At 39.6% G+C, this 18,690-nt stretch carries 3 protein-coding genes; 1 reads left to right on the plus strand and 2 read right to left on the minus strand.

The window, feature by feature from the left end; genetic code table 11:
• Together AC5JMK_RS18470 and AC5JMK_RS18475 are read right to left on the minus strand one after the other, a co-directional pair.
• The coding region (locus AC5JMK_RS18470; protein ID WP_495910753.1) for a condensation domain-containing protein at positions 1 to 1,466 on the minus strand (1,466 nt) is incomplete at its 3' end.
• Between the two features lie 16 nt (positions 1,467 to 1,482).
• On the minus strand, positions 1,483 to 9,873 hold the full coding sequence (locus AC5JMK_RS18475; RefSeq protein WP_495910754.1) for an amino acid adenylation domain-containing protein: 8,391 nt from the start codon (positions 9,871 to 9,873) through the stop codon (positions 1,483 to 1,485).
• Positions 9,874 to 10,764: 891 nt separating this feature from the next.
• Here AC5JMK_RS18475 and AC5JMK_RS18480 point away from each other — a divergent pair.
• Positions 10,765 to 18,687 carry an SDR family NAD(P)-dependent oxidoreductase gene (locus AC5JMK_RS18480; RefSeq protein WP_495910755.1) on the plus strand — a complete coding sequence of 2,641 codons (7,923 nt, stop codon included), beginning with the start codon at positions 10,765 to 10,767 and terminating at the stop codon, positions 18,685 to 18,687.
• The last annotated feature ends 3 nt before the right edge of the window (positions 18,688 to 18,690 follow it).

Raw genomic sequence — 18,690 nt, forward strand, 5'->3', positions numbered from 1 at the left:
ACTGCATTGGGGCTACGCTCTACTTGGTCTTCAAATAGCTGATGCAGACATTTATCTAAAGGATAGTCAGCCTGAATATCGTTCCACTCTAACAATAACTGATGTCGTTCTACTTGTGTCAATAGCGGTAGTTCAGCCACCTGCTGCTGAGGATTAGCGACAATGGTTGTTAACAAGGTCTGCAAATGACCAGCCATCCGCACAATTGTGTCGCTTGTAAAACGATTAGTATCGTAACCAAATTTTATAAGCAACTCTTTTTTGGGTATTGCTGCCACAGTCAAAGGATAGTTTGTCTCTTCAAAATTCTCCACCTCCCTGACTGACAATAATTGACTTGGCTCTTCTGACAAGCTATCCATAGGATAGTTCTCAAACACCACCAAACTTTCAAATAAGGGGACTCCTGGTGGCACATCACTCATCCTTTGTACTTCCGCCAGAGTGCTATAAGCGTACTCCTGAAGTTCCGCTTGCTTTTGCTGCAATTTTTGTAGCCAAGGTATAATTAATTCTGATTTGGGGATGGATACTCGCAGTGGTAAAGTGTTAATAAACAATCCCACCATATTTTCTACCATCGGCAAATTAGCAGGACGACCGGAAAGTGTAACACCAAATAAAACTTCAGACTCTCCACTGTAGCGACTGAGTAGGATAGCCCAAGCTGCTTGGATCAAAGTTGATAAAGTCAGACCATACTGCAACCCCAAGGATTGCAATCCTTGAGTGGTTGCACGGGATAAATGAATTTCCTGTTCTTGATAAGTTGGTTGTACCCTAGAACCATTTACCTGGGGTCTGTCTACCATCAGTGAAGTAGGAGCAGTAAAGCTCTCAAGGGTTCGCCGCCAAAAATTTTCAGCAACAGACAAGTCTTGCTGTTTTAACCAAACAATATAGTCTTGGTAGGGACGAGGAGGAGGAAGATAGCAGCTTTGACCTTGATTTTCAGAGGTATAGAAAGTTAAAACTTCTTGGTAAATGATGGGTAAGCTCCAACCATCTAATATAATATGGTGCCGATTCCAGAGAAATTTATAGATTTGGTCAGATAGCCGAATTAAATGGCAGCGCATCAAAGGTGCTTGGTTAAGTTGAAACCCGGTTTGGCGTTCAGTTTGCAACAATGAATCTAAACGCTCTTGTTGCTCTGTAGGGGAGAAGTTGCACCAATCTTGATAGTTCCAGGGTAAATCCACCTGCTTTCGCACTACTTGTAGAGGCTGTTGACGCTTTTCCCAGAGGAAAAGCGTCCGCAACACTGAGTACCGCTCTACAACTTTTTCCCAAGCTCGCTGAAAAGCAACAATGTTAATTGGGGAGGAGATGGTGATCAGCGTCTGGGTGCAATAAACTCCTGAGTCTGGAGTATATATGCTATGAAAGAGCATCCCCTGTTGCATGGGGGAGAGAGGATAAATTGACTCTACATTTTTACTTTTTTGAGATTTTTCGGCTATCACGTGTTTTTATCCTCCCTTAGTCAATTTCCGCCAGAATTTCGTCTAGTTCTTGTTGATTTAAGTCCGCCACTGGAAAATCTGAGGGAGTGTATCCCCCAATCTCAGGAGACAGACAATGGTCAATCAGTTTTAGCAAAGCTTGGAGATATTTCTGAGCTAGTGATTCCACTGTAGAATGCTGATGGACGTGACGACTGTAGCTCCAGTTAACTTGTAACTGCCCTTCTAATACTCTGGCAGTAATATCTAATAAATGAGTACGATGTCCCTCCAGACTTTGATTAGATCCTTTAGACTCAGCAGCCAATTTCCAATCAACTCCAAGTAACTCTCCCTGGTCGAATTGACCCAAGTAGTTAAAACTAACTTCTCTTAAAGGTAGTGCGGCTATTTGAGAACAAATTTTTTGATCCTGACTCAGATAACGTAAAATTCCATAACCGATACCTCGTTGAGGAATGGCTCGCAACTGTTCTTTAATTGATTTGAGAGCCTCTCCCGGATGATTTTGATTTTGTAGTTGCAATATTACTGGAAATATGCTAGTAAACCAGCCTACTGTTCTAGATATGTCCACATCTGCAAATAAATCTTCTCGGCCATGTCCTTCTAGGTCAATGCAGACTGTAGATTTTTCTGTCCATTGTGTCAAAGTTTGCACTAATGCTGTCAGTAGCACATCGTTGATTTGGGTATTGTAGGCAGAGGGAACTTTTTGTAAGAGAGCGCGAGTTTGTTCTTTACTGAGAGAAACAGATACATTAACAGCACTAGCTACTGAGTTATTGTGTTTTCCTATCGGATCATCTACTGGCAAAGAATTTACTTCAGACCAAGGCTGCTTTAACCAATAATCTAATTGCGATCGCATTACCTCAGCTTGTCCATATTCTTGCAAAAGAATAGCCCAATCTTTAAAAGCCAAGGTCTTAGGTGGCAATTGTATAGTTTCTTGTTGTTCTAGCTGCTGGTAAGCTGTGAACAAATCTTCTAATAAAATCCGCCAGGAGACTCCATCAACGGCTAGGTGATGAATGATAATCAGTAATCGGCTAACGTAGTTATTACCTAATTTAAACAATACCACTGTGATCAACGGGCCCGCCGACAAATTTAGGCTAGTCTGTTGGGTATTTGCTATTTGCTCTAAACTTTGTGCCAGTTGTGATTCAGGAGTTTGGCATAAGTCGATCACTTGCAAAGGTAATATATCAGAAACTCCAGAGTTTATTTGTTGCCATTTACCATCCTCAAAGTTAAACCGCAGACGCAAAGCATCATGATGTTCTAGTAATTTACCAATAGCTTGGGACAATAACTCCGATTTCAGATGCGAGGAAACTTGCAGTAGTACCGATTGGTTAAAATGGTGAGGCTGAGACTGATTCTGCTCAAAAAACCAATGTTGAATCGGAGTCAGAGGTACAATTCCCGTAACTAAACCCTGTTGAGCCAATATCGATTTAGCAATATCAGCTACAGCAGCTAATTCAGCAAGGGTAGGATATTGAAATATCTGTCTGGGAGTGATTTTGATTCCTGCTTGACGAGCGCGACCGACTACTTGAATACTGAGGATGGAGTCACCACCAATTTCAAAGAATTTATCGTAGCGACTTACTTGCTTGAGTCCCAAAACATCTTGCCAAATAGTCGCTAAAATCTGTTCAATAGCTGTCTGGGGATGGACAAATTCTTGTTCTCGTGTCGGTTGTGCTTCTGGTACAGGTAAAATTTTACGGTCTACTTTACCATTAGGAGTTAATGGTAGAGCTTCTAAGCACACAAAGGCTGAAGGAATCATATAATCTGGTAATTTCTGCTGTAAGAAACGGCGCAGATCACTAATATTTGTTGATTGATTTTGTGTGACTAAATAAGCTACCAACTTTTTATTACTAGGGATATCTTCCCGCAGAATCACTACTGCTTGTTTGATTTGAGGATATGTCTCTAGAACTGCTGCAATTTCTCCTAACTCAATGCGGAAACCACGCAGTTTAACTTGATTATCGCTCCGACCGAGAAATTCAATATTGCCATCAGGTAAATACCTAGCTAAATCACCTGTTTTATACAATTTGCCATCCCCAAAGGGATGAGAAATAAATCTCTGGGCTGTTAATTCGGGTTGGTTGAGGTAGCCACGGGCTAGACCCTCGCCACCAATGTATAATTCCCCGATAGTACCAATGGGGACAGGCTGGAGATATTGGTTGAGAATATAGATTTGGGTATTAGAAATCGGTCGCCCAATACTTGGTGACTGAGTTGACCCCTTTGTCACTAAACTAAATGTAGAGTAGGTTGTGTCTTCCGATGGCCCATAAAGATTGTAAACGCGTTCAATATTTTCTTGTTGGTAAAGCTGTTGTGCTAGTTGATTTGATAAAGGTTCACCTGCGAGGTTAATTGTCCGCACACTACTCGGTATAGCTTGAATTTTCAGCAATTGCGCGATCGCAGTTGGAACAGTATTAATTAATGTCACCTTTTGAGCAGCCTTTATACTAGGTAAATCTAAGGCATTCTCTGCAATAATTACCTTACCTCCCCAAGCCAAAGGTACAAAAAGCTCAAAGATTGACAAATCAAAACAAATCGAAGTTGTAGCTAAAATACCAGCTAGTTCCTCACTAGTAAATATTTCTTTAGCCCAATACAGCAGAGCTACACTACTTTGATGTTCAATGATTACGCCTTTGGGTTTACCTGTTGAGCCAGAAGTATAAATTACGTAAGCAGAGTTGCGAGGATTAACCTGACTTATGGGACTTTTCTGACTCTCCAAGGAAATGGCAGTTTTATCTGTATCTAATGTCACTACATTAGCTGTAGTTTTAGGTAATATTGCCAACAACTTCTGCTGTATGAGCAGCACTGATACCTGGGAGTCAGCCAAAATCATTTCTAGACGCTCAGTTGGGTAGGCTGGGTCTAATGGTACATATGCTCCACCTGCTTTGAGAATTCCCAACAGTCCTATCACCATTTCTAGGGAACGCTCTACGCAAATACCTACTAGTACTTCTGGTTTTACACCTTTGGTTTGCAAATAATGAGCTAATTGATTAGCTTGCTCATTTAACTGGCGGTAGGTTAATTGTTGATTTCCAAATATTACCGCTACTGTATCAGGACTACGCTCTACTTGCTGTGTAAATAACTGATGAAGGCATTTGTTTTGAACATAATCAGCTTTGGTGTGATTCCATTTCACCAACAACTGATGCTGTTGTGCATCTGTAAGCAGACAATGCTGTTCATATAGTTCTGACGATTGACTGGCCATTGCTGTCAGAGCTTCCCGATAATATCCACCAATCATTTTGATCTGTTCTTCACCTAATTGGTTGGCATCGTATTTCAGAGTTAACTCTACTTGCGAAGAAATGGGATGGAGACTAAAATTTGCTAGTAAAGTGAAGTTGGTTTGATTAAAAAACTTTCCACCTAATATTTCTAAATCTTTAACGTTTATGATGCTTTGGTAAACGTGGAAATGAACAAAGTTAAACGCAGTTTCAAACAACGGCTGTCCACCAAAAGTCCGTTGCAATTCAGCTAGGGGATATCTTCGTAAATGCAAGCATTCCCGTTCAGTATCGAAGGTCTGACGCACTAGGTCTATCCAACTGCCCCCAAGGAGTTGTAAACGCAATGGTAAAGTATTGAGAAATAATCCTAATACTTTTTCTCCGTCAGTATCCTCTAATCTGCCATTAGATATCAAACCTGTGAGAATATCTGTCTGGTTAGTTAATAAACTCAATACCCTAAAATGAGCGGCTAACAAAACACTTTTGAGGGGTACTCCCGTCGCTTTACTGAGCTGTTTTAAACCTTGAGAAACCCCAGAAGATATGGAAACTGACAACTCCCAATTTTTATTAGCATGGTTCGATTCCGACCACCGTGGCAGTTTAGTAATAGTAATATCGCTGAGTTTCTGTTGCCAATACCCTCGGTACTCTTGAGATTTCAGAGTTATTTGCTCTAATGCTACAAAATCTCGAAAGGTAATGGTGGGTGGTGCTAACAGAGGCAGAACTTTTTTACCGAGAAGATACAGATATTGTTGCAATAATTCAGTTAGCAATGAGGCTACACTCCAGCCGTCAAGAATAGAGTGATGAAAGCTCAAGGTCAAATTAAAGGTTTCAGAAGTGCGGCGATGCACATGAAAGCGCAGTAACGGCGGAACATTCCAATCAAAATGCCGTGTTTTCTCTTGTTCAATCCAAGTATCCAGAGCTACTTCTTGTTCAGTAGTCGATAAATGACTTAGATCATCTAAGTTTAAGGGAACATCCACTTGCTGATGAACTAGTTGTAGTGGCTGTTGGTAATTAGTCAGAGCAAAGCTAGTACGTAGCACTGCATGACGATTAACTACTTGTTTAATGGCACTGTGTAAAGCTTGGAGGTTGAGAGTGGCTCGAATGTGATAAGTAAAGACATCGTGGTAGATCGGAACGTTAGTACTATACTCACTGTGGAAGATCATCCCTGCTTGTAGTGCCGCGAGTGGATAAGCATCCTCCACACCCTGTGGTAGATTTAGACGCTGCTCTTCAGAGATCAGGCTGAATGCTTCTGTCTTCTGTGTGGTTAAAGAACTAAGTTCACTGCTGACTAAACTAGCCAACTCTTGAATTGTTTGATGTTGTAATAGCTGTAGTAGGGAAAAATCGAAACCAATTTGCCTAGCTTTGGCGATCGCCTGGATACCCCGAATTGAGTCTCCCCCTAGTTCAAAGAAGTTGTCGTGGATACCCACCTGTTCAATCCCCAGAACTTCAGCCCAGATCAGAGCTAACATTTCCTCAATAGGAGTACATGGCGCGACAAAGGTATCTGCTAACTCCAGACGGATTTGTTCGGGAGACGGTAAAGCACGACGGTCGATTTTGCCATTGGCCGTCAGTGGGATGGTATCCAACATGACAAAAGCATTTGGCATCATGTACTCTGGTAGATGCGTTTCTAGATAACTACGCAGTTGGGGTATGAGTTGACGGTTCAGCTTTGGCTGTAAAGGTTGGTTGGCATAAAATCGCGCCTCACGCTTGGCTTGCTTCTTGCTGGGAGCAAATACTCTTAGAGGGACTTGCCCCTGAGTTTGGCGTTGCACAAAAATAACATCATAGTAGTCTAAAACACTGCTATCTGACCAAGTAACAACTACAGAATAAGATAAAGCCTCAGCTAGAGCATAAAATTCATGGGGTTCTACTCCGGTTTCTGGAGCGATCGCATTTATGACTGCACGTAATTGGCTGGCTGTCTGGTATTCCTGGGGATTTTTCAGGAATTCTGCGCTCTTTAAGGCTGTAACTAATCGTGCATTAGATATGCGTGTAAACCCCAGTACTTCAGGTTGTGTATCTACTAGCAAATGTCGCACCGCAGACAATGTGAGTTGTTGGTTGTGCCAATCTATCCACTGAATATTCTGGGGGACATCCATCGCAGTTCCCACATACAGTAGGACGTTGTAGCGAAATTGAGTCAGTTCATTGTGGTGCTGACCTTGCTGTAGCTGAATCTGCACATGAGTAATTTGGGGAAAACGCTGCTGAATAGCCGTAAAGAAGGCTGGGTCAATGAGCAGTTCATTCTCTTGGGCAATTTGCCTCTGCACACGCTGTTGCCACTGGGCTACAGATAGATCAGGCGGAGCTTTATGCAGATCTACAGAGGCGTGGAAAGCTTCCAGTAATTGCAGATTTCGCACATCTCCCAGGAAAATACAGCCTCCAGGGGCAACCGCATTCACTGCACTTTCTAAGACCCGCAACAAATAATCAATATGAGGAAAGTACTGCACAACCGAGTTGAGGATGATAGTGTCAAATCCTTGTGCCTCTAAACCCTCAAAATTATCTGCTGCAAGTTGTAGTAGATTCACATGATCTAGGTTTGATCCTAGTTGGCTCAATTGCTGCTGAATGTAGTTTAGTGCTACAGGTGAGATGTCTGTACCCCAATAATGGCAACAGTGGGGAGCAACTTGAAATAATATTAGTCCTGTGCCGCAACCAATTTCGAGGACTCGCTTTGGTTGCTGGGCCAGAATTGTCTCCACTTTGTCGTTGAGCCAATCACGCATTTGTGTTGCTGGAATGGGCTGGTCTGTGTAGCTGCTGTTCCAACCAACTATATTAAATACCGGGTCTGGCTCTACATTAACTTGACTGTAAGTCTGGTTGTAGAGCATCTGCCATTGCCATACTTGTTCGTCGAATAACTCTACTTCTTGGTTATGCTCAACAGAAGTGCTGGATTGAGAATTCTGGACGATGTAAGCAATCAGACTTTTATTTCCAGTTTCTGCCTCGTGAGCTAGGACTACAGCCTGTTCTACTGCTGGGTGCTGGCTGAGTACAGTTTCAATTTCTCCTAATTCGATGCGGAAGCCACGAATCTTCACTTGGTTGTCGATGCGACCAAGATATTCAATATTGCCATCACTTAGATAGCGAGCTAAATCTCCAGTTTTATATAATCTACCCTGACCAAAGGGATTAGAGATGAATTTTTGGGCAGTTAATTCTGATTGATTGAGGTAGCCACGAGCTAACTGCACACCTCCAATATGCAATTCTCCCGCTATACCAACAGGAACTGGTTGCAGATATTGATCGAGGATGTAAATCTGGGTGTTGGCAATGGGACGACCAATGGGAATTATCTGCTGTTGAATCTGTGGTAAACAACGCCAATATGTAACATCAATTGCTGCTTCTGTTGGGCCGTAGAGATTGTGTAGTTCGCAGTTGAAACGCTCAAAGAAACGTTGTGTCAGTTCATAGGGTAGTGCTTCTCCACTACAAATGACTTGCTTTAAGCAACTGCAATCTGTTAACTCTGATTCTTGCAGAAACACTCGCAGCATTGAAGGCACAAAATGGATAGTAGTAATTTGCTGCTGTTGTATCAATTTGATTAAGTAAGCACTATCTTTATGTCCTTCAGGTTTCGCCACTACCATAGTTGCGCCTGCTAATAACGGCCAAAAGAATTCCCACACTGAGACATCAAAACTGAAGGGAGTTTTTTGGAGAATGCGTTGGCTTTGCCCACCGTAGGTATTGCTTGGTGTTAACTGATAAGTATCCTGCATCCACAGCAAGCGATTACTAATACCTTTATGGGTATTCATTGCTCCCTTCGGCTTACCTGTAGAACCCGAAGTATAAATTACATAAGCTAGATTCTCCCCTTTGACTCCACTGTTGAAATTGTTCTGATTTTCTTGAGCAATAACTTGCCAATCTGTATCCAAAGACACCACGATTGCCTGATGCTCTGGTAACAATTGTGTGAGCGATCGCTGGGTGAGCAACACTTTCACCCCTGTATCTTCAAGCAGATAACTTAAGCGTTCTGTTGGATAACTAGGGTCTAATGGCACATAAGCTCCCCCTGCTTTGAGAATTCCCAATAGTCCTACGACCATTTCTAGAGAACGCTCTATGCAAATACCTACTAGTACCTCTGGTTTCACCCCTAGTTTTTGTAAATAATGAGCTAACTGATTAGCTCGCTCATTCAACTGTTTATAGGTTAATTTTTGGTCTGCAAATACTACTGCTACTGCATCTGGGCTTTGCTCTACTTGCTCTTCAAATAACTGATGGATACATTTGTCTTGGGGATATGGAATGGCTGTATTATTCCATTGTGTCAGTAACTGGTCACGTTCTGCGGTGGTGAGGATGTCAATTGCTGACAATTCGCAATCAGGATTTGCTGTAATAATTTCCAGGATTTGCTGAAAATGCCCCGTCATTCTGTGGATAAAATCTGTATGAAAGGCATCCTTAGAGAAAGTTACAGCCACAGAAGTATCTTGAGCATCAATTTCAAAAACTAATTGAAAATTGTTTAACAAAGAACTACGACTACACAATCCCTGTTGTATGAGAGCAATATCCAAAATTGCTGCTGGATTTCCACCTCTAGCCAAAAACGTTTCTATCAGAGTGTCTACATCATAGTTTTGATAACGATACCCTTCTTGCAGATGATTACGGGTTATTTGGAGTAAATCTTTAAATGTAATAATTTTTTGGTGGTGAAATTGGGAGAATATCAGGCTATCAGATTTGTCTAGGTTCAAAGCTCCCGTGGCTATAACAAATTCTTCTTGAGTCGTATATTTAAATATTAAAATTTTAATAGCTGATAGATATAAAGCCAGTTTATTAACAGAAGAATTAGTAGTTAACTTGTATATTCGATTACGTGACTTGGCAGGTATAGCAGTAATTATTTTATCTTTATTTTTTGTTTGCTTCTGAGTTACATTGTTAATATTAAATAAAGGTGTGACTGCCTGGATTTCTCGAATTTGTCTAATTTGATAATCTATGGCAACAAGATTTGCTTTCCTCACTTCCATAAATTTCTCCATAAATGGTGTTGCATAATAAAGCTATCAATAATACATAAGTTGGCGTGTATAGTTCAATATATTATTGAGCTAAATTAAATAGTCAATTATTTGTTGGGTTAGAACAGTAGTAACTACCGGAACCATAGAGATTCAATTTACACCATAAGCATTTGGGACACAATAAGTCATTAACAACAAATTGCATCTATTTTTCACGATCTGATGAAAGTAACAGCCAGAATGCTTATATAAATAGAATTTCATACATTTAATTTATTTGTAAAATTTTTTAATAGGAATGCGATCGCCACTTTTACTCATGCAATATTTTATTTTTCATAAATACTTTAGTAATTAGCCTCCTTACTCATGCTAATCGAATTACTAGCTATTGTTCTTTTAGTTTGAGTATAAATATTCTTCAAACCACGCTAATTCTAGCATAATAGCGATTTCAACTATGATAATTGTGAGCAATTATTTAAGGACAGTTAAGACAGTTAAGACAGTTAAGAGAATAGTTAGCTTTAGTTAAGACAGTTAAGACAGTTAAGACAGTTAAGATAAAATAATCTATTTGCTATTTCATCTTTACTCTAATAGTGTAGTTATGTTAAAACATTATAAAGTTCAAGACTACCCATAGAATTAAGTAATAGCGTTAAGTTATGTATAAATATATATAAAAAATTAATAGTAAAATTTATATTCTTTTCTACAAAGAGCAGTTTATTCAGTAGGCAATACTATAGACTTGATGTTAGATGACAGACGAATGAGTAGTCGGGCAAGCTTTTTCCGTAAACAGTTAAAAAGACATTATGAAAATATTCAGGTAGAAATAAAATTGATTATTTAGTCAATAAAGCTTGAATCAATTGTCAAAAATTAAGATATATGGATATACCTCAGAACAGAAAACTAGCCGAAACTTATTTTCATAAAGAATCTTGTGGTGAGCATTTTCAAGAAGAAATTCTCAAAAGTTCTATATATTTTGGTGGACAATTAGAAGAGAATTTGCAAACTCTTCCAAATGTACTAGCTGATGCTGCCAAACATGAAAGCAAAGGAATTACATACATCCAAAATGATGAAACAGAATATTTTCAAAATTATAAAGATTTATATAAAGATGCTCTAATTATTTTAAATGGACTTTATCAGTGCGGACTCAAGCTAGGAGATAAAGTCATATTGCAAATTGGCAGAAATCAAGATTTTATTCCCGCACTCTGGGCTTGTTTTTTAGGTGGAATCATTCCTGCACCTCTGAGCGTAGCGCCTAATTATGATCTAGAAAACGCCGCAGTCAAAAAACTTTACAATGTCTGGCAGATTTTAGATAAGCCTATTATTTTATCGGATTGCGAGTTAATTAGCGATATAGAAAAATTAGCTACTCAACCTGATCTAGAGGGATTGCGAGTAGTGTCAGTCAATAATCTACGAACTAATCAATTTTTATCAAATCAACAGTCAGATGTAATTGTTGATCTTGCACCACAAGATCCGGCGTTGTTACTCTTCACATCTGGTAGTACAGGTCTTCCCAAAGGTGTGATGTTGACTCATTGCAACCTCTTATCCATGTCCGCCGGTACGGTGCGGATGAATAATTTTACTCAGCAAGAAGTTACACTAAATTGGATGCCCTTAGACCATGTGGGCGCGATAGTATTTTTAGGAATTATGGCTATGGATTTGGCTTGTGATCAAATCCATGTACCAATTGAATTGATTTTGCGTCAACCACTCAAATGGTTAGATTTGATTCAAAAGCATCAAGCTACTATTTCTTGGGCGCCCAACTTTGCATTCTCCTTAATTAATCAACACAGCGAAGAACTTAACGATTCTTGCTATAACCTCTCCTCAATGAAATTTTTAGTGAATGCAGGAGAACAAGTTTCAGTCAAAACGATTTGCTCATTCTTAGAACTTCTGGAAAAACATCAATTACGAGATAGAGTAATTAAACCAGCCTTCGGAATGACTGAATCTTGTTCTGGAATCACTTGGTCAGCAGGTTTAAGCAAAGATGAATTAACACAAGAAAATAGTTTTGTCTCTCTGGGACGACCTATTTTGGGAGCGACTATTAGGATTGTTGACCAGCAGAATAATATTTTACCAGAAAACGAAATTGGCAGACTTCAGATCAAAGGCCCTTCTGTAACCGAAGGATATTACAATAACCCAGAACTCAATCAAGAAGTTTTTCAAAATGGAGGTTGGTTTACTACAGGAGATTTGGGTTATCTATACAATGGGGAATTATTTATTACTGGCAGAGAAAAACAAGAAATTATTATTAACGGTATTAATTACTTTGCCCATGAAATTGAAACAGCGATAGAAGAATTAGATGGTGTAGCTATTTCCTACACAGCTGCTTTTGCAGTTTTTGATCAAAATAGAGAAACAGATTTATTAATTATTACCTTTAGTCCCGAATCAAATAATTTTGAGCAGTGGGTGAAATTAGTCAAAAAAATTCGCAGCCATTTGACACAAAAGGTGGGAATTGCGGCTACTCATGTGATCCCCTTAGAAGTTGATATAGTTCCAAAAACATCTATTGGTAAGGTACAAAAAGCTAAATTAAAAAAAGATTTTACCCAGGGATTATTTAGCGATCGCATCCAAAAAATCAATGAATGTTTAGCGAGCGATCGCAGCAAAAATCAAACTTTACCTCAATCTGAAACTGAACGTCAAATCGCAACAGTTTGGTGTGAAGTTTTGCAACTGACATCAGTTGGTTTACATGATAACTTCTTTGAGTTGGGAGGTCATTCTCTCCATCTAATTCGTCTACAAAACGAACTAGAAAAACTTTTTCATCGCCAGATACCTGTGGCTGAAATGTTTAAAAATTCTACAGTTGCCACACTAGCTCGTTTCTTAACTGAAGAATCAGATTCTACCACAAACATATCACAAAAGAGCCGCGAGCGTGCCGAAAATCGTTCGCGTCGTAGTCATGAAACTCATGACATTGCCATTATTGGCATGGCTGGGAGATTTCCTGGTGCTAACAATCTAGAAACCTTTTGGGAAAATCTCAAAAATGGTATCGAAACCATATCTTTCTTTTCGGAAGCAGAATTACTCGAATCGGGGGTTGAACCTGAACTGTTCAATCAGCCTAACTATGTCAAAGCTAGACCAATTATTGACAACGTTGAATGTTTTGATAGCGAATTTTTTGGCTACACAGATCGGGAAGCAGAATTACTCGATCCCCAGCAGCGTTTACTACTGCAATCTAGCTGGGAGTGTTTAGAAAACGCCGGCTATAATCCTCACTCCTACCAGGGAGCGATCGCGATGTTTGCTGGGGCTAGTATGAACACTTATTTGATTAATAACTGTTATCCCCATCGCGGTCAATTAGATGCTAATGATGAGTTGCAACCCTTCACATTAGATTCGCTGGGAGGGTTTCAAACGATGGTGGCTAACGATAAAGACTATTTGACAACGCGCATTTCCTATAAACTGAATCTGCGTGGCCCTAGTGTTAATATCCAAACAGCCTGTTCTACCGGATTAGTGGTTGTGCATATGGCTTGTCAGAGTCTGTTGAGTGGAGAAAGTGACATGGCTCTGGCTGGAGCTGCTTCCATTAACTCTCCCCAAAAGATAGGTTATTTATATCAAGAAGGGTTGATTGTTTCTCCTGACGGTCATTGTCGCGCCTTTGATGCTCAAGCTGAAGGGACTATTTTTGGTAGTGGGGTTGGGGTTGTCTTGCTGAAGCGATTAGAAGATGCTCTAGCAGATAACGATCATATCTATGCTGTCATCAAGGGTTCGGCGATCAATAACGATGGCGGGACAAAACTGGGATTTACAGCACCGGGAGGAGAAGGTCAGACTTCAGTAGCAGCCGAAGCCCTAGCTTTTGCAGGAGTCGAAGCTGATACTATTGGTTTTGTAGAAGCTCATGGTACGGGTACAAAACTCGGAGATCCCATCGAAGTCGATGCTTTAGCCAGAGCATATAGTGCTGCTGATCAGGGAGAGTGTGCTTTGGGGTCTGTGAAGACAAATATCGGACATATGCAAATCGCTTCCGGAATTGTCGGTCTGATTAAAACTGCGTTGGCTCTTAAACATCAAATTATTCCCCCGACTCTCCACTTCCAAACACCCAATCCCCAAATTGATTTCTCCAAAACTCCCTTTTACGTCAATACCCAAGCGATACCCTGGACTGCAAAACAACGAGATGGTAAAGAACTACCTCGACGCGCCGGGGTTAACTCTTTAGGAATTGGTGGCGTCAATGTCCATGTTGTGCTAGAAGAAGCTCCCAGCATCATTCCTCAGCAGCATGACAGCCAGCGTCCCCACCATTTACTCACACTGTCTGCCAGAACAGAACAGGCTTTGGTAGACTTGGCGAACAGCTATGCAGAATTTCTCGAAAATCATCCCGAAAGCGATATCTGCGATGTTGTCTTCACAGCCAATACTAGCCGAGTTCACTTCCAAAATCGTTTAGCGGTGACTGGTTCTCAAACTGGTGATTTGATCACTAAATTGCGTCAGTTTGGACAGTCAGATCAAGAGTCAATCATTCACGCTCAAATTGATGAAAAGCAGCCTCCTAAAATTGCCTTTTTGTTCACAGGACAGGGTTCTCAATATGCGGGAATGGCTCATCAACTTTATCAAACCCAACCAACTTTCCGGCGAACTTTAGACCAATGTGAAACAATATATCAAGAATTAACTGGTCAATCTTTACTGGAAGTTATATTTGCTAATTCTGATGCAGCTTTAACTCATACATCTTATACCCAACCAGCATTATTTATTGTTGAAGTCGCACTAGCTCAATTGTGGCATTCTTGGGGTATTCAACCGACTGCTGTTTTAGGACACAGTTTGGGAGAATATGCTGCTGCTTGTTTTGCAGGAATTTTTGATATTGAAAGTGGCTTAAAACTAATTATACGGCGAGCAAATTTAATTGGTGAATTACCCGCAGAGCAAGGAGCGATGGCGGCGATTTTTGTTGATGAAAAATCTGTGCGCCAAGTGTGTGAGAATCAGGGGATTAAAGTTGCGATCGCAGCGATCAATACAGATCAGCATACAGTCATTTCTGGCGAAAAAGAATTAATTAAACAACTGTGCGAACATTTTACCAACATCGGAATTAAAGTTCGTCAACTCAAAGTTTCTCATGCGTTTCACTCACCACTCATAGAACCTGTCTGCGAAGAATTTAAAAATACTCTGCGGGAAATTAAGTTTACCAAACCTCTAATTCCTATTATCTCCAACTTAACAGGAGAAATTGCTGATGACAGCATTGTGACTCCTGAATATTGGATTCAACATTTGTTGCACACTGTGCAATTTAACCAAGGAGTTCTGTCTTTACAATCTCTAGGATGTGATACTTTTATTGAAATCGGTTCCCAACCTGTTCTACTAGGAATTGTCCAATCATCAATAGCTTTATCTAACTCTTTAAGCTTACCGAGTTTGCGCTCAGGATTTTCTGACTGGGAAGTTTTACTAGAAAGTCTGGGTAAGCTTTATGTACGCGGTGTAAATATAGATTGGTTTGGCGTTGAGCAAGATTATCAACCCAGAAGATGCGCTTTACCAACTTATCCTTTTCAGCAACGCCGACATTGGATTCCCTTAAAAACTCAATTATCAACTGCATCAAAAGAATCGCATATTGTCAAGATGCTATCTCAAAAAGATACAAACAATTTGATGCAGACTCTACTAGAAACAGGGAATTATTCGCAAGCCGAAAAACAAACTGTATCAGCAATTATTCAACAATTAATTAATCTACATCATCAAAGCACGAATAATTTTAATCTTAAGAATTTACTCTACAAATTAGAATGGCTACCTTATGCTTTATCTTCAAAAAAAATACATAATTTAGAAAAAATTACAACTGATTTAGATGCTTATTTGGGAGAACAAATAAAATCTGCACAATTTACAGGAGTTTCTCTAGCGTTTGCGGAGATGGAAGAACTGAGTGCAGACTTTATTGTCAAAGCTTTAAAAGATTTGCAATTATTTCAACTCAATACTATTCTTTCTCCTGAAACCAGTTTTCGTGAAGCTGGTATGAAAGAAGAGTATAGATTGCTATGGGATCATTGCTTAAAAATATTAGCAAAAACAGGAATTTTAGAAAAGCACGGTGCTGACTGGAAAATTATCAGTGAAGTGCGACAATCTCAGCCTGATGTCATTATAGATAGTTTGATTTCTCAGTATCCAAATGCACTTATAGAACTAACATTCTTTAGGCGAGTTGCTACTAACTTAGCAGCAATACTTACAGGTAAAATTGCTCCTTTATCTATCTTGTTTCCACAAGATGGACAAATTGGTGCAGCCGAGTTTTATAAAAAAACATCTTGGGCAAAAATTCTCAACCTGACTATTTCTCAAACAGTTGAACTTTTATTATCCAACTATTCGTCATTAGAACCACTTCGCATTCTCGAAATTGGCGCAGGAACTGGAGGAACTACCCATGAAATTCTCAAAGTTTGTACTTCTCACCAAATTACCTATACATTTACTGATGTTTCGCCATTCTTTCTAGAGACTGCTAAAGATACTTTTGCTCAATTCCCCTTCATAGAATACAAAGTTCTGGACATAGAAAAAGACCCAGCATTGCAAGATTTTTCACCCAGCACTTATGATTTAATTATTGCGGCAAATGTATTACATTCGACGCGGGATTTACAAGCAGAAACCTTACCCCACATTCGCAATTTACTGCGTCCTGGTGGACATTTGTTACTTCTAGAACTGACAAATCAGTCCCGATGGATTGATTTAATATTTGGTGTAGCTCAAGGTTGGTGGCGATTTAGCGATCGCCATCTCCGCCCAGATCATCCCATTATTACAGCATCGACTTGGCAATCTATCCTGTTAGAATCTGGTTTTGCTGAAGTTGAATTTGTTTCTCCTGACCAAAAAATTGGTAGTGCTTTATTCCAGCAAAGTATTATTGTTGCCCAAAATACCGAAAAAAACAGTGATATTTCGGGAGATTGGTTAATTTTTACCGATAAAGCCGACAATCTAGCTCTAGCAATTCAAAAGCAACTCAACAAACATCATGGCTGTTGTGCGATCGCTAATCCCGAAAATAGTTCTGAACTAAAAACATGGCTAGCTACTTCTTCATCTGTGCGTGGAATTATTTATCTTTTGGATGCTGATCACAACCATCAATATGAATCAACTTTATTTAATCGCTGTAGCTATTTTTTGAATTTGCTCCAAGCGATTAAAAACATACCATCACCTCCTAAATTATTCCTTGTCACCCAAGGTGGTCAACCCTTTGGACTAGAGCAACCATCTTTCGTGACTCAATCTCCTCTTTGGGCGTTGGGGCGCGTTATGGCTCTGGAAGAACCAGAATTATGGGGAGGAATGATTGATCTCGACCCCCATGCAGATATTACTCAAAATACCAACCTTTTATTTTCAGGACTGACAAACTCAGTTACAGAAGACCACCTACTCTTCCGCAACGATCAGACTTATGTAGCGCGTCTAGTCTCAGTAGAATCTCTACCGACCAAACCAGTCACTATCCAAGCTCAGGCGACCTATTTGATTACAGGAGGTATTGGTCATTTAGGGTTACAACTTGCTCACCATCTAGTTGATTTGGGTGCGAAACATTTGATTTTGACAACACGCCGTCAGTTTCCCTCAAAAACAGAATGGGAGTCAAACACAGAATTTGCAGAAATTATCCAAAATCTGAAAATTTTAGAACAAAAGGGAGCATCTGTAGAAATTTGTCAAGCAGATGTAGGAAATTTTGAGCAAATGTCCCGCATTTTTGCTAACATCCAAAAAACATCTTATCCGCTACGGGGTGTTTTTCATCTCGCCGGAATATCAGGACGCAAAGCAAGATTAAGCGAATCTACATTAGATGATCTCGAAGAAGTTTTTCAAGCTAAAGTTCGCGGTTCTTGGAATTTACATCAGTTATCTTTAGAAACTAAATTAGACTACTTTGTATTGTTCTCTTCCGCAGGTGCAATTTGGGGAGCGAAAGAACAAGGTTTATACGATGCTGTTAATCATCTGATGGATGCGTTAGCTCATTTACGTCGTCTGCAAGCATTACCAGCTACTAGTTTAAATTGGGCATTGTTGGCTGGAAATGGCATAGTTTCCCAAGAGTATGAAGATTGGCTTAAACAGATTGGTTTGAAGAAAATTAATCTAGATAAAGCTTTTGAAGCGATGGATGATATTATAGGATCTGGCGAAACGCAGATTTTATTAGCTGATGTGGATTGGACACAGTTCAAAAATATTTATCAATTTCAAGGTAAGAAACCACTACTAGAAAAGTTAGGGAAATCGCAAGTTTCAGCAAAATATATTCAACAATTAAACTCTAAACGCTATTTTTTAGAAGATATACCACCAGGAGAACGTCGAGAAAAATTATTAGAATATGTTGGAAAGCAAATAGGGATAATTCTAGGAATTAAACAGATACCTGATTCGGAACAAGGATTTATAGAAATGGGTATTGACTCTTTGCTTTCTATTGAACTCAAAAATCGTTTAGAAAAAGGACTAGAAATAAGCTTACCCGCTACTTTAATATTTGACTTTCCTAATATGAGACAATTAACTGATTATCTAATTGAGCAAGTTTTTAGTTGGCAAGTAAATACTAATGTGGAGACAACTGTTGATGTTGTAGAAGTTAATGAAGATTTAATTTTGCAAGAACTGGCGGATTTAGAAGCTTTTCTAGGTAATTCTTAACCA

Source organism: Pelatocladus sp. (assembly GCF_059505505.1).

What these genes read in the sequence shown, in the direction of transcription:
- AC5JMK_RS18480 (WP_495910755.1), top strand. Translation starts at nt 10,765, where the DNA reads ATGGATATACCTCAGAACAGAAAACTAGCCGAAACTTATTTTCATAAA.
- AC5JMK_RS18475 (WP_495910754.1), bottom strand. Translation starts at nt 9,873, where the DNA reads ATGGAAGTGAGGAAAGCAAATCTTGTTGCCATAGATTATCAAATTAGA.